Raw genomic sequence first — 22,393 nt, 5'->3', positions numbered from 1 at the left:
ATCTCAAATAGCGCTTCCTGGATGTCGCGCGGCATATCGCCCCATACGTCCATCGCCGCCCATCCCAGCAGGTTGGGCGAAGCGTTCCGATCCATCCATGTCGGCGGGAACGGCGGCTGGTCGGCGGCGTTCCATTGCCAACATTGCGAAAGGAGCCGTTGAATGGGACTCTTCACCAAGGACATAAAATCGATGGAAGACCTGCTGATCCACGGTCTTCAGGACATGTACTACGCGGAGCAGCAGATCATCAAATCGCTGCCCGACATGATCGAAAAGGCAACCAACCGCGACCTTGTCGCCGGCCTGAAAGGCCATCTCGAGGAGACAAACAAGCAGGTGGAGCGGCTTCAGAAGGTGTTCGAGAAGCTCGGCAAGCAGCCCAGCGGGACGCAGTGTCCGGCGATCGACGGCCTCATCAAGGAGGCCGACGAGATCGCCAGCGAGGTCGAGGACAAGGCCGTACTCGATGCCGCCATCGTCGCTGCCACTCAGGCCGTCGAGCACTACGAGATCTGCCGCTATGGCACGCTGATCGCTTGGACCGAGCAGCTCGGCCACGACGAGATCGTCCGTTTCCTCACGACCAACTTGAACGAGGAAAAGGCGGCCAACACCAAGCTCAACACGGTGGCGTTGCGCAAGGGCGTCAACGCCAAGGCTTCGACCGCGGTTTGATGCCGGAGTCGAACTCTCTTAGCCGCTTCGCCGAACCGCGGAGCCGCTGCCCTTGTTGTACGGTCCACGCTTTTCGCACTGTGCACGTCTTGTGCCGCACATATCAAGCCGCGACGGAGGATCAACCAGGCGAGCGACGCGCTCATGAAGTCAGCCGCGAGGCTACTTTCCGCCGTCAACGAAAAGACGACCGCAAAGGCCAGCATGCCGAGCGCGGTGCCAGCGAAGTCGACCGCGGCTGCCATTTGCCTGCGGCTCGCCGACGAAGCCGGGCCTCCCGCTCGCCGCGGATTTCGTCCGTCGCGATCAACATGATACTGGCGCACAAGATCGCCGGAAGGGCCGAGGAAAAGCCTACGACGCGGGATAGCAAAGTGGCGGGTAAGGCCTGCAGCCGCGCGCGAGCGAGGATTTGACAAACGACGACACTGTAGAGGGCGAGCGCGATCAATCGCTTGAGTTCGCAGGATAGTGGGCTCCAAGCTGGTACACAGCGATTCCGAGCGTGGCGAGCGCGACCGATGGCGCGGCCGCGAAGAGACCGGCGAAGCTAAAGCTCGCGCGCAACAATGCTCAAGTGCGACAGTTCATGACGGCGCCGGAATCGGCCCTGTTACGGCTCTTTGCTTTCTTGCAACGATCGACGACGCTAGGCGCTTTAGAAGGTCAAGAAGCGTCGGAGCCTATGTCGGATTAACGACCCGACGGTATGCTTCCGGCGAGCTCGACTGGAAGGGTCGAATCTCGAAGTGCGGCGACAAGATGTTGCGCAGCTACCTCTACGAGGCAGCCAACGTACTGCTCACCCGCGTAGCAAAATGGTCGACGCTCAAAGCCCGGGTCATTCGGCTCGCGAAACGAAGCGGACTGCGCAAAGCCAACGTTGCCGTTGGCCGAAAACTTGCCGTCATTCTGCACCGGATGTGGGTTGACGGGATCAACTTCACATGGTCGTCAAAGGAGACTGCCGACCAAACAGCGTAAGACTATCGAACCCCGCCGACGACGGCGGGAACCAATGTCCCTGCCGGGACGCTGGCGTTGGTGCGATCGCCCCTGACTTTGCGATGTTCAAAAAGAGCAAGCGCGCTTCACACATTGATCCATCAGCGTCATCCTACGACATCATGCGGAGGGCATGCCCCTACCGCGGAGAGAACCATGAACCCGGCAAGATGTATCTGGAGAGTCTTAACCGCATGCCCGGAATTGGAGAACAGCCAGGGTCGCTTTCGACGGATTCGGCGATGGTCATCGGTTGGTTGATGTCCGGCAGAGTTGCAGGCCAAGATCGGCCGCGCCCCGGGAGCGCCAAGCCGTACGTCACCAAAGCGAGACGCGCGCGCAGAATGCGCAGAGCGCCGCCTCGCCAAGGCCAAGCGACGAGTCCGACGAATTCGAGCGTTGAGCGGCACGCCTGCATCGTAGCTGGTTCCGTTCCGTAGATTCCCGGAGTCGGACATTGTCGCTGGTAGCGATAGTGTCATTGCACCGGAAGGCATTTGAGCACGATTTCATGGTACCGGATGGAGGCTGCAGGCGGTGCTTGCGGCCTCTTTCGTTCCCGCTCGCGGCTGGACCGCCGCTTCCCGGGCGTCGTGGCAGCACCACGCCCTTTCGCACTTCGCGCTCGACGAGCGGTCAGGTCGTGTTGTCGCTCAGAAGGTCCAACCGCCCGAGTGATCCCGTGGAGCCACAGCGTGGCTCGACCGACCTTCAGCGCGTCCTTGACCTCGCGCACTGGCCAGCTCTCGCCGATGGGCATCACGCGCACCTTCACGCCGCCGCCGAGCAACGCATGAGGAGAACTGAGGTCATCGTCGGCCTGGACAACCGTCAGATCCGTTTCGGGCTTCCAGTTCAGCGAGAGATCGATTCTCCGGGAAAGATCCGCCATCGTGAGCCGTCATCGAGCTCGACGACGTGACTCTCGGAATGGGAGCTGATTTTCATCGCGTTAGGCTGCGTCCAGATCCCGAAGCAAATCCGCCTGCAGGACCGCGCCTAGGCGCAGCCGGCCGGCCTCCGCCATGGCACCTTGGGCACTTGAGACGGAGCTCGGGCTGCGCGGACGTCGGTCTCAGTACGTTGGCGGCCATCGGCCAAGCCCCGCAATTGGGACACTTCACCAGTAGGGTGTCCGTTTCGATCATTCTAACGGCTCCTAAATCTTTGCTCCCCCGCCAACAAATACGGATTGCGACCGTTCCCGCCGCATCCGGCCGATGCCGAGAACGGTCGAGAATCGGCAACTTTTCTGCCCTTTCGAGCTTGCCAGGCCTACGATGCGCGAGCATCAGAAAAGCCGCGCTCGGTCTTGAAGCGCCGCTCCGTCCGCGTTCGCGCGCTTGTGGCTCTGGACTGATAGGACTTGTCCGCAGTTTCGTGCACATTGTGATTGCCCGCGCGTGGGGGCGGTGCTGGAGCATTGGCATGAGAAGCCCCTCCATCGCCACCGGCGATCGTACCGGTTCGCTCGCGGCATCGGAGCTGGTCGAGATTGCGACCCACCTCGGGCTCAAGAAAGACGAGAGGATCGCGAGCTAGGTAGCGATTATCGTATCCGCCGCTGCCTATGTCCGGCAAGGGTCTCAGAAGGCGATCACGAGAGATGGATGGGTAGATGCTTCGTCTCCAAAACCAACATCGCCCTTCAATGACATTCGCACTGCGCCGGCACGGCGTACGTGGCCGACCGCCTGTCCATCTGACGAATCGAATGATGTCGCTGATGTGGCACAGAGATTACCTGACGACATCAGTTCAACCGGTGGTCTTCCTTCGCTCCAGCATCTTTTGCTCGACTTTGTCTGCAAGCACCGTCAATTCGCGCTTGGCTTTGTCAGTCGCCAGATCGCGAACGAGGGCACATTCCGCCGCATCCTTGCGCAGCTTCTCAAGCTGTGCCTGATAGTCCTTCATCGGTAGCCTCCGATGCCACTTTTCCCGAATGATGTAGTGGCGGAACTACCAAGTCGATTAAGCAGGATGGCGAAACGTGCTTCCGCCTAGCGGGTTGGGGAGGCAGGCCGGCGAAAACCTGTCCTATGTTATGGCGGGAACATCACGGGAGTGCGGAAATGCAACCTTCAATGGTTGTCCCGGAACGGTCCCGCTGCCGGATGGAAGCACGGGGCCGTTTTGTTTTCTTTCGCATTCATCCTAACGGTTGCCGCTCGAAACGGCATGTAGGTAGGAATATGTCCTTTGACCCAATGGCCGCTGCGGTTAACTGGCTTGATGCCTACCGCGCTGGCGACGTCGATGCACTTCTTGAGATGTACGCGGATGATGCGGTGGTCCATTGTGGCTGCGGAGGGATCAAAACGATCACTGGGAAGGAAGGTCTGCGGGCCTATTGGGTGAAGCGCCTTCGGGAATACCCCGCATCCGACCTGGATAACCTCCAACCATCGGAAGGCGGGACAATAATCGCGTATGTCGCGCCAGACGGCGTGGTCAGTGCCGTGTTGACATTCAACGGGGCCGGACAGATTGCATCGCTTACTTGCGGTCCATCAAGTGGCGCGACCTATAATGCCGTAAGCGGTTTGGTAGTCGTGTCCGGCGCGGTGTGAAGCATCTGCCGCACTCTGCCTCGCAAGCGTGGAGAACGCTCCACGGAACAAAGTTGGTCGGCAATGGTTCGTGGTGCAGCGTGAGTTGCGAACCATGCACGGCACAAACCGCGACCCTCTGCTTGCACGGGCGGAGGATGCCATAAAGGACGCTCATCGGCTGCTTGCCGAGGCAGACACGCTGCTCGCGACGGCGGTCGCACTATGCCGGATCGCGGAACAATCCAAGACCCTCCAGACGGGCTTGCTTCCTGCGTGGTCGATTGCCCTGCGGGTGAGGAGGGACATGTCTACGGCATGGGCCTTGAACGCATCGCGGGTGCGACACTGGCCGTCGAACTCGACAGCAGTTTCCTGCTCTTCGCCAACACGCGATAGCTCTGCTCGACCTCGGCGAGGTGATTGCGGATGGCACCGTCTTGAGCCGAGCCTTTCAAATCACCGTAGTGCGCAGCGATGATCAGGAAGTCATCGAGCGCATGCGCCTTGAAATGCTGTTCGCTCACATTGCGTACTAGACCGAGGTTCGGAAAATGGCTGCCCCAAAAGACAACGCAAGAAATCAACTATTCGGTCGCGATCAAAGCTTCTTTTTCGATTCAACCGATCCAAGGATTCGATACCCGGATCGAAACCGCCCAGGGTCTCGCTTTTTTCGCGTGATCCAGGCGTGACCCAAGTCGTGACGCCAATCGACGTAAGTTCTGAGTGCCTTCTAAGATGATTGATTTACGCTTGATTTTGGTGGGCGCACCAGGGCTCGAATCTGGGACCCGCTGATTAAGAGTCAGCTGCTCTTGTCCGCACAATTCAATGTTTCAGCAAATCGCGAAGTCACCGACCCGCATCGCCAAAGTTGCACTTATTGTTCCGAGCTCTTTCTGGTGACGAAGCATCCGGCTGCCAAACGGTAGCACCGCAGCCTCTTGGTTTCCTCCGGCAAACGAATACTTGCTGAAGAGCAAAATCGCCGCGCGTGAGCTTCAGGAGTCTGCGACGTTTACCCGATCGAATTGTCCCCTCAAATTCCACAGGAACGAGGTAGGGGAAGCTGGCGAGCTGAAGCTGATAATGCGGCATGACCGAAGGCAAGCGGCTTCAAGGAGTCGAATGATGACGAAGCCATTTGCGCAGGCGAGACACCAACTGGACACTTGCCCCAGCAATCCAGCCAAGTACTTGAAAAATGGCGCTCCCTAGGGGAATCGAACCCCTGTTTCAGCCTTGAGAGGGCCGCGTCCTAACCGCTAGACGAAGGGAGCGTGAGGGCTAGCCAATAGCCTCGAAATTTGTCCGCCGCAAGGACCGAACCTGCCTTTTATGGCTCATTGGCAAATTTCAGCTTGCCGGCCGGCCTCAAGGTGTGGGCGTCGAAGGTGCGGATCTCGATCGCCCCGCCGACGTCGAGCGTCACCACCAGGCGGTCCCCCGCAACCCCGGTCGAGACGATCCTGGCGCCCTTCGGCAGGGTGGCGGTGACGTCGCTCAAGGCCTCGGCCGGCCTTCCCTCCGACTTGAAAAGGCGGTAGCCCACCGCGATCAGCACGGCGCAGATCGCCAGCGCCGTGGTCAACCCCGCGATCAGCATCATCCGCCGCACCCGCGCGAACAACGCGGCCTGCTCGGGGGTCGGTTCGGGAACAGCGGTTTCGGTCGTCATGCAGGGCTCTGGTTCAGCGCAAAGGTTGGAGGTTGTCGTTGCCGGCGACGAGGGTTCGGCCCGGCTCGACCGGGTGCTGGCCGCGCGCCTGCCGGACCTGTCGCGATCAAGGCTGAAAGCCCTGATTCTGGCGGGCGCGGTGAGCCAAAGGGGCGCCGCGGTCCGCGACCCCGCTTATCACGTCGCCGCGGGCGATACGATCATAATCGACGTGCCGGAGGCAGCGCCCGCCGAGCCCCAAGGCGAGGACATCGCCCTCGATATCGTGTTCGAGGACGACGACATCATCGTCATCAACAAGCCGAAGGGGCTGGTCGTGCACCCGGCGGCCGGCCACGAGACCGGGACGCTGGTAAATGCGTTGGTCGCCCATTGCGGTTCTTCGCTGTCGGGCATCGGCGGGGTGCGCCGGCCCGGCATCGTGCACCGGCTCGACAAGGACACGACCGGCTTGATGGTGGTCGCCAAGAACGACCTCGCCCACCAGTCGCTGACGGCGCAATTCGCCGATCACGGCCGGACGGGCGCGATGCGGCGCGGCTACATGGCCTTTGCCTGGGGGCTGCCGAACCGCCAGCGCGGCACGGTCGACGCGCCGATCGACCGCCATCCGTATGCGCGGGAGAAGATGGCGGTGCGCCAGAGCGGCCGCGAGGCCATCACCCACTGGGAGATCCTGGAGAGCTTTGCGGGGCGCGACGGCAAGGGCGTGGCGGCGCTGCTCGCGTGCGAGCTCGAGACCGGACGCACCCACCAGATCCGCGTCCATCTCGCCCATATCGGCCATCCCCTGCTGGGCGACGCCGTCTATGGGCCGCATTTCAAGACGAAGGCGAACCAGCTCGGCCCTGAGTCGCAGGCAGCTTTGGCGGCCCTTGGACGACAGGCCTTGCATGCTTATCTGCTGGTATTGGAGCACCCGAGGACAGGAGAATTACTCCACTGGGAGGCGCCTCTGCCGGAGGATTTGCTTCTCCTCGAGAGTGCCCTGAAAGCGGCGCTATGACGCAGGCGGCTTCAGAAAGCCCTTACCTTACAAAAAGTTATAGCTGCCACACGGGGACGTGACGTCAGCAATCCTTCCCTAAATGACCCTCGATGGGGTATATTGCGCGTGCGTTGGAAGACCAACGCGGAACATCGCAGTCCGGCCGGCTTTAACCAAGCGGTCGTCTGCCTGGCCCGCCGCTATCGGGGGCCTGAACCTTTGGAGGGCGCACTATGGCCCGTACCGCTGCTTTGCCGGTCCTCAATGGAGAATCCGGCCTCTCCCGCTACCTCGCCGAGATCCGTAAATTTCCGATGCTGGAACCCCAGCAGGAATACATGCTCGCCAAGCGTTGGCGCGAGCACGACGATCGCGACGCGGCACATCAACTCGTCACCAGCCACCTCCGGCTCGTGGCCAAGATCGCCATGGGCTATCGCGGCTACGGCCTTCCGATTTCCGAGGTCGTGTCGGAAGGCAACGTCGGCCTGATGCAGGCGGTAAAGCGTTTCGAGCCCGAGAAGGGCTTCCGCCTCGCCACCTACGCCATGTGGTGGATCAAGGCGTCGATTCAAGAGTACATCCTGCGTTCCTGGTCGCTCGTGAAGATGGGCACCACCGCGAACCAGAAGAAGCTGTTCTTCAACCTGCGCAAGGCGAAGAGCAAGATCAACGCGCTGGACGAGGGTGATCTTCGCCCCGACCAGGTGAAAATGATTGCAAAGCGCCTCGGCGTCACCGATCAGGACGTGATCGACATGAACCGCCGCCTCGGTGGCGACGCGTCGCTCAACGCGCCGATCCGGGACGACGGAGAAGCCGGCGAATGGCAGGACTGGCTGGTCGATAATTCACCCAACCAGGAAGCCATGATGGCCGAGCACGAGGAGTATGATCACCGCCGTGACGCCCTCAACGGCGCCATGGGCGTGCTCAACCCGCGCGAACGCCGCATCTTCGAGGCGCGCCGCCTCGCCGATGAGCCGATGACGCTGGAAGACCTTGCGGCCGAGTTCGGCGTGTCGCGTGAACGCGTCCGCCAGATCGAGGTCCGCGCCTTCGAAAAGGTGCAGACCGCGGTCAAGGGCGCGATCGCGAAGCAGGAACAGGCTGCGCTGGAAGCCGCGCACTAAGCGCGACTTTCGGCCCCAGAGATTGGCGGATCGAAAAGACAGAAAAGCCGGCGGCAACGCCGGCTTTTTTCTTGCCTTGAAGAAGATGCGGCTACACTTTCGGTGTCATGCCCCGGCTTGACCGGGGCATCCAGTACTCCGCGATGTCAATTGCGAGAGCGAGATCCCAACACAGGTCTCTGGAACACTGGATCGCCCGGTCAAGCCGGGCGATGACGGCCGTGGTTGCAGCCTAATAAAACGCGCGATTGTTCGGCTGGATGACGGCGGCGGTTTAATCCCTCTTGTCATTCCGGGGCGCGACGGGGCTTTACTCTCCCCACACCCGCGCCAGCGTCGCGAGCCAGCAGCCTTCGCAATAGCGCGCGTCCTTGTAGTCGATCCAGTTGTGCGCATAGACGTGGTCGAGCGGGATGTCGTAGCGCGCGCGCAGGACGCGGACGAGGATCCGCCAGGCCGCGACCTGCGCCTCGGTCGGCCCCGCCGCGACGTCCGGATAGTTGCCGGCGAACTCGACGCCGATCGAGTTGTCGCGCACAACCTGGCGATAGGTCGCTTTGTTGTCGATGTACTTGTTGTCGTTGCGGTTGGCACCGTCGCCATGGGTCGGCACCAGATTTTCCGCGACCGCCCAATAGACCGTGCCGTCAGTCTCGACCCAGACAGTGACGCCCCGCCGGGTCGGATTCTTCGACTGCTCCTGCGCGCCGCCGCGTGCCGAGCCCGCAGGCCCCTCGGTCTGATGCACGATGATGTTGCGCCAGGCGTGGGCCTGCGCGACGTCACCCCACGGTGCGAGCCAGACGATCTTCAGGCCGGGAATGTCGGGCGTGCCGGCGACATGCGCGAGCCTGGCGAGGTCGGCATCCGTTGCAGCGGCGTGAATGGTCAAAGCAAGGGCGGCGAGAACGGCCGCGAGCAGGCGAGACATCATCATGCGGGTCCAAATGCGGACCCGAGCCTACAGCATGATCCGGAAAAGTGTGCACCGGTTTTCCCGCGCGACAAACGCGGGACGCGTTTGCGCGGAGATCATGCTCAAACAACAAGTTTGAGCGCGACGACGATCGCGCTTGCTTCAAGCGAATTTGCGCGCGGCCGGAGCGGTCAGCTCGGGCGAGAGCGGCGGCGCCGGATCATAGAGCGCAAAATCGTTCTTGCCGTTCTTCTTGGCGGCATAGAGCGCCTCGTCGGCCCGGGCCATCAGGCGGTCCGGGAATTGGCCGATGGCACGATCCCATTGCGCCACGCCGATCGAGATCGCGATCGGAATATCGTTGCCGGTGCAGGCGGCGGCATCCTGGCGGCAGACCTCCAGCACGCGGCGGGCGATCAGCGCGCCCTCGTGCAGGGATGAGGACGGCAGCACGACGCAAAACTCGTCGCCGCCGGTGCGGGCGAGCATGTCGCCCGGCCGAAGCCGTGTCTGCGCCATCAGGGTGAAGTGCTGCAGGCAAGCATCGCCCGCGGCGTGTCCGTGGGTGTCGTTGATCGTCTTGAAGCCGTCGATGTCGATCAGCAGCAACGCGAAGGGCTGGCCGCTGCGCTCCGAGCGGGCGCATTCCTCGGCGAGGCGCTGCAACAGATGCCGCCGGTTGGCGACGCCGGTGAGATCGTCGAGCAGCGCGAGGTCGGCGACCTCGTTGCGCAGCCGTTCGATCGCCATCAGCAGGCAGCCGAAATTCCAGGCCATTGCCAGGAAGACCAGGATCAGGATCAGCAGCGCCTGCAGCCCGTTGAAATTGACCGCGGTGATGCCGCCGCCCAGCCCGGTGAGCGCCGCGCCGGAGCGGACCACGTGCACGCCAAGGATCATGAACGCCACGATCGCAGCGAGGCGCGCGCCGGGATTTTCGCGTCCGTCCTGCCTACCTAGGAGGCGCTGCAGCACCATCAGGATCGGGGTCGACTGTCCCACAGAATAGATCAACACCCGCATCGGCATGTTATCGACGACGACCAGAAACCAGGTGAGGCCGGCGCAGCTCAGGAGCGAAACGGCGATCGCGGCGGGCCAGGACACCGGCCGGTGGTAGAAGCGCATCACGCCCATGCAGGCGAGGCAGGACGCGAAGATCATCAGCCCGCCGCCGGCGATCAGCGGAAACGCTGGATCCATGACATCGCGCAGCATGGAGATGCCTGCGCCGACGGCCTGGAGCACGGCCGCCGCCATCCAGTATCGGGCCGCCTGGAATTTCGGATAGGAGCGCGTCACGTAGGCCCAGATCAGGCCCAGCGCCAGGAAGTTGATGACGATGACCGTCCAGAGTGTCGGCACGCTCAGCATGGCGACCGCAGGACACGCAGCGTCCCGCTCCCTTCATTTGGCAACCGCCCGTCCATAACCCGCCCCCGTGTTCTTGCGGAGGACCATGCGCGTGGTGCGCTTAATGGAGTCTCACCGCAATCGCGCAAACACGACGTTTGGTTTTGGATTGATGAATCGTGGAGGCGGATACCCGCTTCGTTAAGCAAAGCCTGATGCCCAGGCGCTGACCGTGCCGCGCCGTCGCGATGCGGATTCGCAGGCAAAAATCATCCAAAAATGCTTCTGAGCTGTGGATAACGCAATGACGGAGATGTGACGGCGCGAGGCAGTTGCCCGCGAATCTGCTGAGCTTGCCATTGAGGATGTTGCGAGGCTGGCCCTCCGCCGAGCATCCCTCGTGTCGCGTTTCACCATTAACCCTTGAGAGGATACTATGGCTAAGAAAGCGAAGAAGGCGGCGAAGAAGAAGGCGAAAAAGGCCAAGAAGGCGAAGAAGAAGTAACGCGGCTTCTTTTTCTTTGCCCGGGTGGGGCCTCGCTCCGCCCGGGCGTCGGGTAGGGTTGAGAGAGTTTGAAGGTGGCGGGCGCGGGGCCCGCTTTTTTGTTGACCGGCGCTTAGCTCTCTCACTCTCTCGCCCCGCTCTTGCGGGGAGAGGTGAAGGGAAGATCGCAGCGCTCTTTCTATCGCTCCGCAAACGCCAGCTTCGCGCCGAGCAGCGCAAAGCCGGCTGCAAAACTGCGGCGCAGCCAGGCCATGACGCCGGGGCGGGAGATGACGCGCGCGCGCACCGAGGCCGCAGAGAGCCCGTAGACGACGAACACCGCAAACGTCATCGCCATGAAGACGCCGCTCAGTTCCAGCATCCGCGCCAGCACATGGGGCTCGTCGACCGCGATGAACTGCGGCAGGAAGGCGAGGAAGAAGATCGACAGTTTTGGATTGAGGATGTTGATCAGGAAGCCGGTCATGATGACGCGGCTACTCGAGCGTTCCTTGATCTCGCCCTCGACCGCCAGCGCGCCGGTCTCGCGCAGTGCCTGCCATGACATGTAGAGCAGATAGGCCACGCCGCACCACTTTAGCGCGGCAAAAGCCAGCGCGCTGGTGTGCAGCACCGCGGCAAGGCCGAGCATCGCCGCCGTCATGTGTGGAACGATCCCGAGCGTACAGCCAAAAGCTGCGGCGATACTTGCGCGCGAGCCGCGCGTCAGCGCCGCCGCCAGCGTGTAGAGGACGCCGGTACCCGGCGAAGCGACCACGATCAGTGAGGTGAGCAGGAAGGATAAGGTCATGGATGGACCCTATCACTGCCTCTCGCGCCGAGAAAGCGAGCTCCCGGAACGTACCGTCAGGACAATTGCGCGATCTCGGCCTCGCGCAGCACGTCGAGGGGCGCCCAGGGCTTGGCCCAGAATTTTGCGCCGTCAGGCAGGGGCTGCGCCAGGGGACGGCCCGAGGTGACGACGACGTCGAGCTTCGGATTGCGATCCTTTGCGACATAGGCGAGCTCGACTCCGTTCATGCGGCCGGCAAGCTGCACGTCGGTCAGCATCAGGCATAGCGCACCGGCATCCTTGTCCAGGACGCGCGCGGCCGCCTCGGCACTCTCGCACTGGATCACTTCGTAGCCGCTTTCCTCCAAAAGGAGGCACAGCATCGCACGCTGCATGGCATCGTCTTCGACAATCAGCGCGGTCGCCCGATATGGTTCTGCCTGTCCCATGTGGCCGCTCCAAAAAATGATCGTCCTTGCTGAAGTAACGTATGTTAAGGGCGCTTTCGCGATATGGTTCAGTTCCAAACTGAAAAAATGTACATGTAAGTTCCTTCTTCCGAATTTGGTGTGGTCGCCCTGGCGACCCATAACCACCGAATTCAGTTTGGCGGAGGCTGCTAGTGCTCAGCCAATAGAAGTTGATTGCGAGTCGTCGTAACGACTCCTCCCCGGGGTAATAGGTCCTGGCTTTCGCCAGGACGACGTTGGAGAGAGTCTTCGCCAATATCTCTGCGGTCATGCCCCGGCTTGACCGGGGCATCCAGTACACCGCGGCTCCTCCCTATCGCGTCACTGCTTCGGGAATACTGGTTCACCCGCTTTCGCGGGTGATGACGCAGAGTGTGTGGCGTGAGCGCTCCTTCTCTCAGCCGTGCGAGATCACTGCGCCATCAGCCGATCGGCAAAATACCCGATCGTCTTGCGGTAGATCAGCGCCCTGTTCCACTCGCGCATGGCTTCGAAATTAGCGGTGCCTTCGCCGTAGGGCTGGCCCATCTTGAAGCCGTTGGTGTGGAGCAGGTTCGCGGTGGAGGCGAGCACGTCGGCGGCGCTGTGGCGCAAGTCGACGCGGCCGTCGCCGTCGAAGTCGACACCGTATTTGATGTAGGACGACGGCAGGAACTGGGTCTGGCCGATCTCGCCGGCATAGGCGCCGATGAGGTCGCGCTGCGGCAGGTCGCCACGCTGCACAATCTTGAGCGCGGCCAGCAGTTCGCCCTGGAACAGCTCGGTGCGGCGGCAATCATGCGCGAGCGTGGCGAGCGTACGGATCACCGGCAGCTTGCCCATGTCGCCCTTGCCGAAATCGCTCTCCAAGCCCCAGATCGCGACCAGGATCTGCCGGGGCACGCCGAACTGCTGCTCAATGCGCGACAGCAGCGCGGCGTGACGCTGGAGCAGCGCACGACCGCCATTGATGCGACCCGGGCCGACGCGTGTCGAGACATACTGCTCAAAGCTCTTCTTGAAGGTGTAGCGCTGGCGCCGGTCGAAGGCGAGCACGGCGCCGTCCGGCGTCACGCCGCTGAACGCCGCGCTCGTCACGCTCGCCGAGACGCCGGCGGCCTGCGCCTCCGCAGACATGCCGGCAATGAAGCTGTTGAAATCGCCGCCACAGCGCGCAGCCTCAGCGGAGCCGCCAGCCAGACAAACCATGGAAGCGACGGCCAGAGCAAATCTCAGCATATGGAATGATCCCCCAATTCGCGGCGGGCGATCATGCCCGGGAACAGGAGTCCCGTCAAAGCGGCAAACCCTCGCCAACGGCCCTGCGACGCGGGAGCAGATCGCAAAGTTGCTCGCAAGTCAGCCACAGCTCAACGGTCGTCATCGCCGACCACGCCGACATCGATACCGCGCTACGCGAGACACACGCGCCCTCCTGTCGGGGCGCGCGTCAGCGCGAACCCGGATTCCATCGTACGGCAGTGTCGGTGGCACAATGGAATCCGGGCTCGCGACTCGTCGCGCCCCGGAATGACGAGAGGACAGTGCGCGCCATAGAATTGAGTTTCGTCCGGCGCTAACAATTTGGGCGCGGGAAACGCGAGGTGTGCGCTGCGAGATGGAACTCTCAGCGTGCGTCGGATCCGGACATCTGCGCACAAGACGTAAGACGTGCAGCTCTACGCACTCCCGAGCAAGGCACGCAGCTCTCGTTGCGGCACAGAGCAGACAATGATGGGCAAATGCTTCGACCATCCAAACCATTTGATTCAGGAACAGGTTGGAACCAGAACTCGCAATCAACGCACATCTGTTCCGCCTGCTGCGACATCGACGCCGCAATGATTGGCCTTGCCATCGTAGAGCGCGAGCTATAGTATTCTATTCTAGGTTGTTGCCCTGCCAGCCCCGGGCGACGCTGAAGACCAAAAATAAACGGCGGGCTTTTCGGCCCGCCGTTTATTGAGTCAGAAGCCGGACCTCGCCGGCCAAATCAATCCCGATCAGTTATCCAGGAACGAGCGCAGCTTCCGGCTCCTTGACGGATGCTTCAGCTTGCGCAGCGCCTTGGCTTCGATCTGGCGGATGCGTTCGCGGGTGACCGAGAACTGCTGGCCGACTTCTTCCAGCGTGTGGTCGGTGTTCATGCCGATGCCGAAGCGCATGCGCAGCACGCGCTCTTCGCGCGGGGTGAGCGAGGCGAGCACGCGCGTGGTGGTCTCGCGCAGGTTCGACTGGATCGCGGCATCGATGGGGAGGATCGCGTTCTTGTCCTCGATGAAATCGCCGAGGTGTGAATCCTCTTCGTCACCGACGGGCGTCTCCAGCGACAACGGCTCCTTGGCGATCTTCAGGACCTTGCGCACCTTCTCCAAGGGCATGCCGAGCTTCTCGGCGAGCTCTTCGGGCGTCGGCTCGCGGCCGATCTCGTTGAGCATCTGACGCGAGGTGCGCACGATCTTGTTGATTGTCTCGATCATGTGCACGGGGATACGGATGGTGCGCGCCTGGTCGGCGATCGAGCGGGTGATCGCCTGCCGGATCCACCACGTGGCGTAGGTCGAGAACTTGTAGCCGCGGCGGTACTCGAACTTGTCGACCGCCTTCATCAGGCCGATGTTGCCTTCCTGGATCAGGTCGAGGAACTGCAAGCCGCGGTTGGTGTACTTCTTGGCGATCGAGATGACGAGGCGGAGGTTGGCTTCCACCATCTCCTTCTTGGCCTGGCGCGCTTCGCGCTCGCCCTTCTGCACGGAGTGCACGATCTTGCGGAATTCGCCGATCTCGAGACCGGTGAGAGCTGCGAGCTGATGCACCTCGTGGCGGAGGTCCTTGATGCGGTCCTTCTCGTGGTGGACGAAGTTCTTCCAGCCCTTGGCCGAAAGCTTGGACACCCGGTTGAGCCAGCGCGGATCGAGCTCCGAGCCGGTGTAGTTGCGCAGGAAGTCGTCGCGCGCCACGCCATGGCTGTCGGCAAGGCGCATCAGGCGGCCTTCATGCGAGACGAGGCGCTTGTTGATGTCGTAGAGCTGCTCGACCAGCGAGTCGATGCGGGCCTGGTTGAGGCGCAGCGACTTCACCTCGACGATGATCTCGTCCTTCAGCTTCTTGTACTTGCGCTCCTGGTGCGGCGAGAGCGACTCGTTCTGGAGCTGGTTGGCAATGTCCTGCTCCTGAAGCTTGCGCAGCTTCTTGTAGTTTTCGGCGATCTTGTCGAAGATCTCGACGACCTTCGGCTTGAGCTCGGCCTCGATCGCCGCGAGCGACATCTGGTTTTCGAACTCGTCATCGTCCATGTCGGCTTCGGCTGCGGCCTCGCCCGGATCCTTCTCCTCGCCACCTTCGCCGTTACCGGCAGCGGGCGCGGGACGGAACGGGGTTGGCGACGGCGGTGCCGCGGGCGGAGCGACATGCGCGGGCGCGGCTGCGGCCGGAGCGGCCTCGCCGCCCTCGGCCGTCGCTTCGCCGTTCTCGCCAGCGGGACCGCCGATCATCGCGGTGTTCATGCCGCCCTTGGCGTCGGGGCCGGCATAGGTCGCTTCGAGATCGATGATGTCGCGGAGGAAGATCTTTCCTTCGTTGAGCTCGTCGCGCCAAATGATGATGGCCTGGAAGGTCAGCGGGCTTTCGCAGAGGCCCGCGATCATCGCCTCGCGGCCGGCCTCGATGCGTTTGGCGATCGCGATTTCGCCTTCGCGGGAGAGCAGCTCGACCGTGCCCATCTCGCGCAGATACATGCGCACGGGATCGTCGGTGCGCTCGCCCGGTTCGCTCTTCTTGACTTCGGTGACGGCCTTCTGCGTGACCTCGACGAGTTCGTTGTCGGTCTCGTCCTCGCCATCGTCCTTCTCGTCCTCACCTTCGCTGTCGTCGGCTTCGGTGACGTTGATGCCCATGTCCGAGAGCATCGACATGATGTCCTCGATCTGCTCGGGCGAAGTCTGGTCGGACGGCAGGACTTCATTGAGCTGATCGAAGGTCACGAAGCCGCGCTTCTTGGCCTGCTTGATCATCTTCTTCACTGCCGCGTCGGACAGGTCGAGCAAGGGCGAAGGCGCGTCCTGTGAATCTTTCTCGGGAGCGTCCGCTGCCTTGTCGTCCTTTTCCTTGTCCTTCGCCTGCAGCGTCTTTGCCTTGGTGGCCATCCATTGCTCCTAAACGCGCTTCACACAGACGTTCGCCGCGCCTGCCTGAATTCACCTGAACCTGTTGCTCGACGCTCTCGCTTCGTCGGCTCTCGACACGGAAAGGGCGGCGCAAACCTCTTTCGCCACCCCAAAACTTCTCTCGCCGGATTTGCCTAACGCTTCGTGAGCACCTTTGTCGCGGCGGATGCAGGTGTAATGTCAACAGTCCTGCGCGGATTCATCCCTGACGCGTCTGTTCTGCCTGCGGCCGCCTGTGGGCCAAAGTGCTACAATTCCGTTAAGCCTCGATTAACCCTGTTTCTGCCGCCAAACCTTGGATTTGGCGAGTCTTTTAGCGGTTCCGGCCCCGGCCGTCCGCATGATTCTTCATCAAACGCTCTTCTGGAACCGGCCCGACAGCTCGCCAAAACCCTCGATCAGAGCCTCGGTGCCATCGACCTCACCCATCCGGGCCTTGACGTCACGCAGCCACGCCAAATTGGCCTCGCTAGGGTCCTCCCCCAAGGCCAGCTCAGCGTCTTTCAACTCCCTAAGTAGTGAATGCCACTGCCGATGCAAGGCAACGAGCTGGTGCCAGGTGGCGAGAACATCATCCCGCGCCGCGCCCTCCCGCGCGCCCCATACCGCCTGGGTCGTGATCGCGCGCTCAACCCTTTGAAGTAACGGGATAAATCCTCCTTTCTCAAGATCGGCGCGCATCTTCTCAGCCTGCTCGGTGGGGTCGGGGCTGTGGTGGTGGTCGTGGGCAAAGGCGGCGATGATGCCGGCCCTCAGTTTGTGGGCCTCGGGATGGGCGAGCTCCAGTGCCGCTATCTCCTCCAGGTGCTCATGCAGCAGCCAGGGGTGGTTGATCAGGCATTGCAGGATCAGCGCCTCGCGGCGCGAGATGGCGCTGCGCTGGCCGCGCATAATCGGGCTAGCCGCGAGCTGCGGGCTCGCCGCCTGGTAGGGGCCGGACGGGAGCAGGGTCGGAACGGGCCCGCCACGGCGACCTGATCCAGCGAATCGATTCGCACCGCCGGCGCCGCGCGGCTGGAACGGACGGCCGGAGCCGCCCCGGAAATTGCCGCGGCCGGCGAAGCCGCCACCTCCGCCCTCGGGTGCAAAGGCGCGCTGGAGCCGCTGGACAAAATCGTCGCGATAATAGCGCCGCACCACTTCGTCGCGGATGCCGTTGGAGAGCTCCTTGATACGCGCCTCCAGCGCGGCACGGCGCTCGGGCGTGACGAAGCTGCCGCCTTCGAGTTCGCGCGACCAGATCATGTCGGCGAGCGGACGCGCCGCGGCGATCACCTCCTCGATCGCGCCGCGGCCACCAGACCGTGCGAGGTCGTCGGGATCCTGCCCCTCCGGCAGCAAGGCGAAGCGCAGGCTCTTTCCCGGCGCGAGGAACGGCAGCGCGAGGTCGGCGGCACGATAAGCGGCCTTCTGTCCGGCCCGATCGCCGTCGAAGCAGAGGATCGGCTCATCCGCCATCTTCCAGAGCAGCGCGAGCTGGCTTTCGGTGAGCGCGGTGCCGAGCGGCGCCACCGTACCGGCAAAGCCGGCGGTCACCATCGCGATGACATCGACATAGCCTTCGACAACAATCAGCGGCGCACCATTGTGGGAGGCCGCGCGTGCGGTCTGGTGGTTGTAGAGATTATCGCCTTTGTGGAAGAGCGGCGTCTCCGGCGAGTTCAGGTATTTTGCTGGAACGTCCTTCTCCAACGCGCGGCCACCGAAGGCGATAACACGGCCGCGCAAGTCCGTGATCGGAAACATCACGCGGTCGCGGAAGCGGTCGTAGGGAACGGGAATGTCGTTGCCGCCGATCAGGAGACCGGTCTCGACCATGTCGTCGACGGAGACGCCTTGTTTGCCGAGATGCTCCTTCAGCGCAAAGCGATCGGGCGGCGCATAGCCGAGGCGAAACTGCAATTGCGTCGCCGGCGAGATCGCGCGATCGGCGAGATAGCCGCGCGCTTTTGCGCCGACGCGCGAGGCCAGCGTTTCCGCGAAGAATTTTGCCGCGAGATCCATCACGTCATGCAGCGACTTGCGCCGCTGCTCATGTCGCGCCGCATCGGGCGTCACCGCCGGTAGCGGCAGGCCCGCCATGTTGGCAAGCCGCTCCACGGCTTCGCTGAACGGGACGCCGTCGGTCTCCATCACGAAGGTGATGATGTCGCCATGCTTGCCGGACGAGAAGTCGTGATAAAAGCCCTTCTGGTCGTTGACATAGAAGGACGGCGTCTTCTCCTGCTGGAACGGCGACAGCCCCTTCCACTCCCTGCCGGCCTTCTTCAGCTTCACGCGCCGGCCCACGACTTCCGAGACCGGAAGCCGGGCACGCAATTCATCGAGGAATTGGGGCGTGAAGCGCATGGGCCTGTGTTTAGCGCGAAATCGTGTGAGTCGGACGAAGGGTTACGGATATAGGTGCGGCTCGCCGAAAAGTCAGGATTGTCAGGCTTATCCGGGTTATCCGCGCTGTTCACAGGCCTTTCCGTCATTTCTCTATCATTCCGGGGCGCGCTAGCGCGAGCCCGGATTCCATTCCTCCCAACATACCGGCGGCGCAATGGATTCCGGGCTAGCCTGTTCGAGGCGCCCGGAATGACGGAGCGGCGAAAAAAAGCAGCCTTGAACCCCGGCCGGTTCCGCGCTTCCATAGCGCCATGTTCATGACGTTTCGAGGCGGCCATAGCGGGGGTTGGCGTGTCACCTCGATGTCATCAGTGACGGGCGACCCCCTGCCCTTCGTGCCGGCGCTGTCGGTGACGGACAGCGATGCGGTCTCGTTGCCGTTGGTGCCTTCGCGCAATGCGTGGCGGCTGGTCGGTGTTGCGAGCCATCCGCGCTACACCACGCGCGCCGAGAGGGAGCAGCTCACGGCCGCGCAGGCCGGGCTCGGCCGACCCGAGGCAACCAGCGCGGCGCTGATCCCGATCCGCAAGTCGCAAGCCTGGTGGGAGCTCGCGCCCGAGGAGCGGCGCAAGATCTTCGAGGACAAGTCGCACCACATCGCAAGCAGCCTGCGCTTCCTTCCCGCAATCGCGCGGCAGCTCTATCACTCTCGCGACCTCGGCGAGCCCTTCGACTTCCTCACCTGGTTCGAGTTCACGCCGGCGGATGCCTCGATGTTCGAGGAGCTGGTCGCGATGCTGCGGCGGACCGAGGAGTGGACTTACGTCGAGCGCGAGGTCGACGTGCGCCTGGTGCGGGAGGTGCTCTCAGCCTAATGATCGAGAAAGCGGCCCGACTCGATCAGCGGCAAGTCGGTCACGGGCCAATTGTAGATGTAGGTCCAGGCTTGAGTGGCCACGCCGTCCGCAATCATCACGTCGATCAGCTTACGCAGATATTCGGTCGGCTCCGGAAAGCTCTCGCCACAGGCTTCGTACATGTCGAGCTCGCGCAGCAGCTCGTCGGGCGCGCGCAGGCGGAACAGCTCGCCATGGACGAGGTCCGACGACGTGTCCGACAACAGCAGCCCCGGATAATGCTTCACGAGAACGAGCCGGCCGCGACAGGTCGCCTCCCCCAGGAAATCCGCATGCATCGACAACAGCCGCGCCATCGGATGATCGAAGCCGCGCATCAAGGTGCCGTAGACGAAGAGAAGATCGGAGCTCATGTGCGCTTGTTATCCTGCGCGCACGCGTCGATTCAAGTCGTCTTGCAAGCCATCTCGTCTTGACGATGGTGCTTTGAGGCCGCCTCCTCTATAGCGTTGTCCGATCTCGACCAGAGTGCTGCTTCGATAGGCAATCCGAATGACTTCAGACGCAACGAGCGCGCCGGCTCGACTGCTGGGCACGAACGACGCCGATCCGGTTCATGAGGCCAATCGAGCGGGGCGATCTCCGTTCCTGCTCACCTCCGACCATTACGGGCGGCTCCTGCCGCACGCGCTCGGCGACCTCGGCGTAGCCGGAAGCGAGCTGACGCGGCACATCGCCTGGGACATCGGCATTGCCGGCGTTGCCGAACGATTGGCCGATATGCTCGACGCGCATCTGATCGCGCAGCGCTATTCGCGGCTCGTGATCGACTGCAACCGTCCGCCGAGCGTCGCAAGCTCGATCCCGGCGATCTCGGAAGCCACCGCCATCCCGCGCAATGAGGGGCTTTCGGCGGAGGAGCGCGAGGCGCGGCGCCGCGAGATCTTTGATCCCTATCACAGCCGCATCGATGCCGTCGTCAGCGGCCGCGTGCACGCCAAGCGGCCGACGGTGCTGGTGTCGCTGCACAGCTTCACGGCGGTCTACGCCGGCGTCGCCCGGCCCTGGCACATCGGCACGCTCTATCACCGCGACACGGTGCTGCCGCGCCTCTTGTTGAAGCATTTGCGCAGCGAGGGCGATCTCGTCGTCGGCGACAACCAGCCCTATGCCGTGAGCGATATCACCGACTACACCATCCCCGTACACGGCGAAGCCCGCGGCCTGATCAACACCGGAATCGAAATCCGCCAGGACCTGATCACCGATCAATCCGGCCAGCAGCAATGGGCCGAACGGCTGTCGCGGATCCTCGGCCAGATCGAAGCGGAGCTGCGCGCAGAGGGATTGGTGTAAGCGGCTTGCGTCCCAACCGCCGCGATGCAGTCCGTCTCGACGCATCAAACGCTACAGCCCCATCGCACACCCGATCTCGACCACGGCTGCACCGTTTCCTCGGCTACCCCCTCCCCGGCCCCCCCCCGCAAGGGGGGAGGGAGCAGAGCGGAACGCGCGGATCAATCTACGCCTGACAGCTTCAACCAGGGCTACTTCGCCCGGGTCAGCGCCAGCCAGATTCCGCCGCCGATCATGAAGCCGCCGGAGACGCGCGACAGCATCCGGGTGCGGCGCGCGGAAAAGAATTTTCGCGCACGGCCAGCAAGCGTGGCGTAGAGCGCATCGGTCATCGCCGCCGTCACCATGAAGGTCGCTCCCAACAGCGCGACCTGCGGAAAGTGGTCGCGGTTCATGTCCATGAACTGCGGGATGAAGGCGCCGAAGAATACCAGCACCTTCGGGTTCGACAGCAGCACCAGAAAGCCTTGCAGGAAGAAGCCGCCGCGCGGCGGCGCCGGCGGCTCATCCACATGGACGCCTTCGACCGGCGCCCAGATCAGCTTGATGCCGAGCCAGATCAGGTAGGCAGCGCCGGCAAAGCGCACCCAGTCGAACCAATAGCCCATCGTCGCCATCAGCGAGGTCAGGCCGATCGCGACGACGCCGATCACGATCGCGAGTCCGGCCTGCGCGCCCGCGACATTGGTCAGCGCCGCCCGGGTGCCGTGGCGCAAGCCATTGGCAATCACGAGCGTGACGATCGGACCAGGCAGCAGCGCCAGCGCAATGCAGGCGGCGACGAAGGCGAGATAAGCTTGCAAGGACATCATGGGGAAGGCTCGCTGAAGGCGTTTGGGTGCAATTAATGCATGTTTGGCGCGTGGACGAAAGCTCGACGTGTGTCGCACGCACGGGTCACAAACGCCGTCGTCATACCCCGCGACCCGGCTACGCCAAGGCTTCGCCGGGGCGCACGCTCTTGGGCCGCCGAAGCTTTGGCGTAGGCGGCAAGCGGGGTATCCAGTGGGCCGCGCCCTCTCCGTATCCCACGACCGTCTCTGGAATACTGGATCACCCGCTTTCGCGGGTGACGACGGCGGAAAAAGTGGCGCGATAAGGCCTGCATCACCTTCCGTCCAATGCTGCCGTAATCCATCGCTTCATTTCCTGCGTCTCCAAAAACTCCAGCGCCGCGTGCTTCACAGCCACCACCTCACCCGCCCCTTGCACGACCGCGACCAGCAGATCGCAGCGGCGCGAGAGAGCGATGCCGGTGGCGGCGCGGCGCGCGCCGTCGGGCATGTCGAGATCGTAGGGCCGGGTACGGCCGCGCAACTCGCCGACGCGCGCTTCCTCGCCCGGCGCCATCGCCACAAAACGCGGGCTGATCAAGTCGATGTCGGTGACCTGATCGACCTCGTCGTCATCGGCGACGCCGCGGTCGCAGTTGCAGAAGCCGAGCTTGGCGCGGATGTAGAGCTCGACACCCTCACAGGCCCCATCGCAACGAAATGCGCGGCCGGCGGGCCAGCCGTCGCGCGGGAACGGCCAGGCGATCTCGCGCCAATGCGTCGGCCCGTCCGTCGGCGCCGGCGCGAGTTGATTGGCTCCGACGCCCGACGCACCCAGCGCGATCAGCGCGAGCGCTATCGTCACCGCACGGCGCATC

20 protein-coding genes, 1 tRNA gene and 2 pseudogenes are annotated in these 22,393 nt (G+C 63.0%); 7 read left to right on the top strand and 16 right to left on the bottom strand.

Going from position 1 to position 22,393, the window contains the following annotated elements; all coding sequences use genetic code 11:
• Positions 1-162: 162 nt before the first annotated feature.
• On the top strand, positions 163-678 hold the full coding sequence (locus MTR72_RS09515; RefSeq protein WP_341510316.1) for a YciE/YciF ferroxidase family protein: 516 nt from the start codon (positions 163-165) through the stop codon (positions 676-678).
• 340 nt (positions 679-1,018) lie between these two features.
• On the opposite strand, the pseudogene MTR72_RS09510 reads toward MTR72_RS09515, so the two are convergent.
• Positions 1,019-1,230: pseudogene (locus MTR72_RS09510) on the bottom strand (DUF3147 family protein); the annotation flags it as partial.
• Between the two features lie 48 nt (positions 1,231-1,278).
• On the opposite strand from MTR72_RS09510, the pseudogene MTR72_RS09505 reads away from it, so the two are divergent.
• Positions 1,279-1,662 (top strand): annotated as a pseudogene (locus MTR72_RS09505) (transposase); the annotation flags it as partial.
• Between the two features lie 499 nt (positions 1,663-2,161).
• Here the strand turns inward: MTR72_RS09505 and MTR72_RS09500 are convergent.
• Entirely contained in the window at positions 2,162-2,575 is a 414-nt protein-coding gene (locus MTR72_RS09500) for a hypothetical protein (protein ID WP_280968563.1), read from the bottom strand.
• Between the two features lie 866 nt (positions 2,576-3,441).
• The gene (locus MTR72_RS09495) at positions 3,442-3,600 is read right to left on the bottom strand and encodes a hypothetical protein (RefSeq protein WP_280968562.1); all 159 of its coding nucleotides are present in this window, start codon (positions 3,598-3,600) and stop codon (positions 3,442-3,444) included.
• A gap of 278 nt (positions 3,601-3,878) precedes the next feature.
• Here MTR72_RS09495 and MTR72_RS09490 point away from each other — a divergent pair, with 278 nt between their 5' ends.
• On the top strand, positions 3,879-4,256 hold the full coding sequence (locus MTR72_RS09490; RefSeq protein WP_280985397.1) for a nuclear transport factor 2 family protein: 378 nt from the start codon (positions 3,879-3,881) through the stop codon (positions 4,254-4,256).
• A 290-nt stretch (positions 4,257-4,546) separates the two neighbouring features.
• Here MTR72_RS09490 and MTR72_RS09485 read toward each other — a convergent pair whose 3' ends face one another.
• The 3 genes from MTR72_RS09485 to MTR72_RS09475 form a co-directional block, all read right to left on the bottom strand.
• Positions 4,547-4,762 (bottom strand): hypothetical protein, encoded by a 216-nt coding sequence (locus MTR72_RS09485; protein WP_280968560.1) that lies wholly within the window; start codon positions 4,760-4,762, stop codon positions 4,547-4,549.
• Positions 4,763-5,443: 681 nt separating this feature from the next.
• Positions 5,444-5,518, bottom strand: a tRNA-Glu gene (locus MTR72_RS09480).
• A 56-nt stretch (positions 5,519-5,574) separates the two neighbouring features.
• The gene (locus MTR72_RS09475) at positions 5,575-5,916 is read right to left on the bottom strand and encodes a hypothetical protein (RefSeq protein WP_280968559.1); all 342 of its coding nucleotides are present in this window, start codon (positions 5,914-5,916) and stop codon (positions 5,575-5,577) included.
• Here MTR72_RS09475 and MTR72_RS09470 point away from each other — a divergent pair.
• A complete protein-coding gene (locus MTR72_RS09470) occupies positions 5,915-6,922 on the top strand; it encodes an RluA family pseudouridine synthase (RefSeq protein WP_280968558.1) in 1,008 nt (335 codons plus the stop codon). The genes MTR72_RS09475 and MTR72_RS09470 overlap by 2 nt on opposite strands.
• A gap of 215 nt (positions 6,923-7,137) precedes the next feature.
• Positions 7,138-8,037: an RNA polymerase sigma factor RpoH gene (gene rpoH, locus MTR72_RS09465; protein WP_280968557.1), complete on the top strand. Its 900-nt coding sequence runs from the start codon at positions 7,138-7,140 to the stop codon at positions 8,035-8,037.
• 310 nt (positions 8,038-8,347) lie between these two features.
• On the opposite strand, the gene MTR72_RS09460 is transcribed toward rpoH, so the two are convergent.
• The 7 genes from MTR72_RS09460 to dnaG form a co-directional block, all read right to left on the bottom strand.
• Positions 8,348-8,974, bottom strand: a complete 627-nt coding sequence (locus MTR72_RS09460; protein ID WP_280968556.1) for a peptidoglycan recognition protein family protein — start codon at positions 8,972-8,974, stop codon at positions 8,348-8,350.
• Between the two features lie 141 nt (positions 8,975-9,115).
• Positions 9,116-10,327 (bottom strand): GGDEF domain-containing protein, encoded by a 1,212-nt coding sequence (locus MTR72_RS09455; protein WP_280968555.1) that lies wholly within the window; start codon positions 10,325-10,327, stop codon positions 9,116-9,118.
• 662 nt (positions 10,328-10,989) lie between these two features.
• Positions 10,990-11,601: a LysE family translocator gene (locus MTR72_RS09450; RefSeq protein WP_280968554.1), complete on the bottom strand. Its 612-nt coding sequence runs from the start codon at positions 11,599-11,601 to the stop codon at positions 10,990-10,992.
• Positions 11,602-11,657: 56 nt separating this feature from the next.
• A complete protein-coding gene (locus MTR72_RS09445) occupies positions 11,658-12,032 on the bottom strand; it encodes a response regulator (protein ID WP_280968553.1) in 375 nt (124 codons plus the stop codon).
• Between the two features lie 432 nt (positions 12,033-12,464).
• A complete protein-coding gene (locus MTR72_RS09440; RefSeq protein ID WP_280968552.1) occupies positions 12,465-13,271 on the bottom strand; it encodes a lytic murein transglycosylase in 807 nt (268 codons plus the stop codon).
• A gap of 764 nt (positions 13,272-14,035) precedes the next feature.
• Positions 14,036-16,177, bottom strand: a complete 2,142-nt coding sequence (rpoD, locus tag MTR72_RS09435) for an RNA polymerase sigma factor RpoD (RefSeq protein ID WP_280968551.1) — start codon at positions 16,175-16,177, stop codon at positions 14,036-14,038.
• A 372-nt stretch (positions 16,178-16,549) separates the two neighbouring features.
• A complete protein-coding gene (gene dnaG, locus MTR72_RS09430; RefSeq protein WP_341510315.1) occupies positions 16,550-18,547 on the bottom strand; it encodes a DNA primase in 1,998 nt (665 codons plus the stop codon).
• 293 nt (positions 18,548-18,840) lie between these two features.
• Between dnaG and MTR72_RS09425 the strand changes: the two genes are divergently transcribed.
• On the top strand, positions 18,841-19,404 hold the full coding sequence (locus MTR72_RS09425; protein ID WP_280968549.1) for a chlorite dismutase family protein: 564 nt from the start codon (positions 18,841-18,843) through the stop codon (positions 19,402-19,404).
• Here MTR72_RS09425 and MTR72_RS09420 read toward each other — a convergent pair.
• Positions 19,401-19,799: a gamma-glutamylcyclotransferase family protein gene (locus tag MTR72_RS09420; protein ID WP_280968548.1), complete on the bottom strand. Its 399-nt coding sequence runs from the start codon at positions 19,797-19,799 to the stop codon at positions 19,401-19,403. The two genes, MTR72_RS09425 and MTR72_RS09420, sit on opposite strands and share 4 nt — an antisense overlap.
• 139 nt (positions 19,800-19,938) lie before the next feature.
• Between MTR72_RS09420 and MTR72_RS09415 the strand changes: the two genes are divergently transcribed.
• A complete protein-coding gene (locus tag MTR72_RS09415; protein WP_280968547.1) occupies positions 19,939-20,742 on the top strand; it encodes an N-formylglutamate amidohydrolase in 804 nt (267 codons plus the stop codon).
• Between the two features lie 191 nt (positions 20,743-20,933).
• Here the strand turns inward: MTR72_RS09415 and MTR72_RS09410 are convergent, their stop codons facing one another.
• Positions 20,934-21,551 carry a LysE family translocator gene (locus tag MTR72_RS09410; protein WP_280970848.1) on the bottom strand — a complete coding sequence of 206 codons (618 nt, stop codon included), beginning with the start codon at positions 21,549-21,551 and terminating at the stop codon, positions 20,934-20,936.
• A 298-nt stretch (positions 21,552-21,849) separates the two neighbouring features.
• Positions 21,850-22,392 carry a hypothetical protein gene (locus MTR72_RS09405; protein ID WP_280968546.1) on the bottom strand — a complete coding sequence of 181 codons (543 nt, stop codon included), beginning with the start codon at positions 22,390-22,392 and terminating at the stop codon, positions 21,850-21,852.
• Position 22,393: the final 1 nt, after the last annotated feature.

Origin of the sequence: Bradyrhizobium sp. ISRA442, assembly GCF_038085055.1 — a bacterium.
GTDB lineage: Bacteria > Pseudomonadota > Alphaproteobacteria > Rhizobiales > Xanthobacteraceae > Bradyrhizobium.
Note: the sequence above shows the minus strand (reverse complement) of the source record. Positions and strands in the feature narration are given on the sequence as shown.

Bases quoted from the DNA above. Each gene is read 5' to 3' on its own strand.
- MTR72_RS09445 (WP_280968553.1), bottom strand. From the start codon at position 12,032: ATGGGACAGGCAGAACCATATCGGGCGACCGCGCTGATTGTCGAAGAC.
- MTR72_RS09425 (WP_280968549.1), top strand. From the start codon at position 18,841: ATGTTCATGACGTTTCGAGGCGGCCATAGCGGGGGTTGGCGTGTCACC.
- MTR72_RS09470 (WP_280968558.1), top strand. From the start codon at position 5,915: ATGCAGGGCTCTGGTTCAGCGCAAAGGTTGGAGGTTGTCGTTGCCGGC.
- MTR72_RS09515 (WP_341510316.1), top strand. From the start codon at position 163: ATGGGACTCTTCACCAAGGACATAAAATCGATGGAAGACCTGCTGATC.
- MTR72_RS09455 (WP_280968555.1), bottom strand. From the start codon at position 10,327: ATGCTGAGCGTGCCGACACTCTGGACGGTCATCGTCATCAACTTCCTG.
- MTR72_RS09495 (WP_280968562.1), bottom strand. From the start codon at position 3,600: ATGAAGGACTATCAGGCACAGCTTGAGAAGCTGCGCAAGGATGCGGCG.
- MTR72_RS09410 (WP_280970848.1), bottom strand. From the start codon at position 21,551: ATGTCCTTGCAAGCTTATCTCGCCTTCGTCGCCGCCTGCATTGCGCTG.
- MTR72_RS09415 (WP_280968547.1), top strand. From the start codon at position 19,939: ATGACTTCAGACGCAACGAGCGCGCCGGCTCGACTGCTGGGCACGAAC.
- dnaG (WP_341510315.1), bottom strand. From the start codon at position 18,547: ATGCGCTTCACGCCCCAATTCCTCGATGAATTGCGTGCCCGGCTTCCG.
- MTR72_RS09500 (WP_280968563.1), bottom strand. From the start codon at position 2,575: ATGGCGGATCTTTCCCGGAGAATCGATCTCTCGCTGAACTGGAAGCCC.
- MTR72_RS09490 (WP_280985397.1), top strand. From the start codon at position 3,879: ATGTCCTTTGACCCAATGGCCGCTGCGGTTAACTGGCTTGATGCCTAC.
- rpoD (WP_280968551.1), bottom strand. From the start codon at position 16,177: ATGGCCACCAAGGCAAAGACGCTGCAGGCGAAGGACAAGGAAAAGGAC.
- MTR72_RS09405 (WP_280968546.1), bottom strand. From the start codon at position 22,392: ATGCGCCGTGCGGTGACGATAGCGCTCGCGCTGATCGCGCTGGGTGCG.
- MTR72_RS09460 (WP_280968556.1), bottom strand. From the start codon at position 8,974: ATGATGATGTCTCGCCTGCTCGCGGCCGTTCTCGCCGCCCTTGCTTTG.
- MTR72_RS09475 (WP_280968559.1), bottom strand. From the start codon at position 5,916: ATGACGACCGAAACCGCTGTTCCCGAACCGACCCCCGAGCAGGCCGCG.
- MTR72_RS09440 (WP_280968552.1), bottom strand. From the start codon at position 13,271: ATGCTGAGATTTGCTCTGGCCGTCGCTTCCATGGTTTGTCTGGCTGGC.
- rpoH (WP_280968557.1), top strand. From the start codon at position 7,138: ATGGCCCGTACCGCTGCTTTGCCGGTCCTCAATGGAGAATCCGGCCTC.
- MTR72_RS09450 (WP_280968554.1), bottom strand. From the start codon at position 11,601: ATGACCTTATCCTTCCTGCTCACCTCACTGATCGTGGTCGCTTCGCCG.
- MTR72_RS09420 (WP_280968548.1), bottom strand. From the start codon at position 19,799: ATGAGCTCCGATCTTCTCTTCGTCTACGGCACCTTGATGCGCGGCTTC.